This window comes from Kitasatospora kazusensis (assembly GCF_039529945.1).
GTDB classification, from domain to species: Bacteria; Actinomycetota; Actinomycetes; order Streptomycetales; family Streptomycetaceae; genus Kitasatospora; species Kitasatospora kazusensis.
Map to the genome: position 1 here is coordinate 1 of NZ_BAAANT010000132.1, position 1,111 is coordinate 1,111.

At 67.8% G+C, this 1,111-nt stretch carries 1 protein-coding gene; it reads left to right on the forward strand.

What is annotated here, in order from left to right:
• Positions 1-406 precede the first annotated feature (406 nt).
• Positions 407-940, forward strand: coding sequence for a hypothetical protein (locus tag ABD330_RS32305; protein ID WP_425555729.1), 534 nt, complete (start codon positions 407-409; stop codon positions 938-940).
• The last annotated feature ends 171 nt before the right edge of the window (positions 941-1,111 follow it).

Sequence of the window (1,111 nt, forward strand, 5' to 3'; positions counted from 1 at the left end):
TCGAAGCAGTCACCATCGCGCCGCACCACAAGACCGCCCCGATCAACCCACCCGTCACGGTCAGACGAGCCTGGGACCACTAAGTCACTGGTATTGCTACTAGCCTCGCGCTTTCATGAAGCGCGGGTGTCTGCTGCGTGATCGGGCAAGCGCAGGTACTTTGACCAGCATGAATGTGGGCTGTCGCGGCTGCTCTCTCCGTTCCAGCCTCAGCACTCGCCAGGTGAGCAAGCGCGTCGGAAGGTGCCGGCCGGGCGATTCCCTGTCTGGCCAGGCTGGATGTCCGTGCTTTCGGCCTATGCGGTGTCGTGAGGGCAGCGCACGTTTCGATGGCGCGGCGGCCGTAGCGGCGGTGGGAGCCCACAGAACCTGACGGGAAGACAGGCCCCCTGGTTAAGCTGGCCGCGTGATGAGGTCGGGGGTTGCTTTCTATGCGTTCTTCGGTTTGGGCTGGCTGCTCGCCGGAGTGGGCCACTTCGGAGGCACGGCCACGGGGGTGGCGGGCATGCTGGGACTGGCTATTGCGCTAAGCCTGGTACTGGCAGCGCGCAGGCTGTCGCATGCGCGAGCAGGTAGGGTGGGGCAGCCTCTGCCGCCCCTGAAGCGACGGCAGTTCGGGCAGGTCAATGCCGTGCAGTGGTTCCTCATTGCCGCCATTGCCACAGGCTGTGTCGCCGGCGGGGCCCGGGGGCTGATCATGCCGCTGGTCGCGGTCGTGGTCGGGCTTCACTTCCTTCCACTGGCACGCGTCTTCGGCGATCTCCGGCTTGCCGTTCCCGGGGCGTTCATGACCGCGATCGGCCTCGCCGGCCTCCTGGCGCGAACGGCGGATGCCTCGCCTGGCACCATCTTCACCCTCGTCGGAGTCGGTTGCGCGCTGACCTTGTGGTCCACGGCCGTCTGGTCCCTAGCAGGGGCGATCCGGGCTGCCCGGACCTAGGGCCTGTCGTCAAACCCCCGTCTGCGGCGCGACGCTCCCCCAGCCTTCGGCCGGGTGGTACCCCCAGGCACGCACTCTCGCCGCACCGGGCGAAAGCCCAAGTACGTCCAGTACGAGGACTTCCGCCCGGCACGCCGAGAGCACGCACCGTGGGGGCACCTCCCGGCCGAA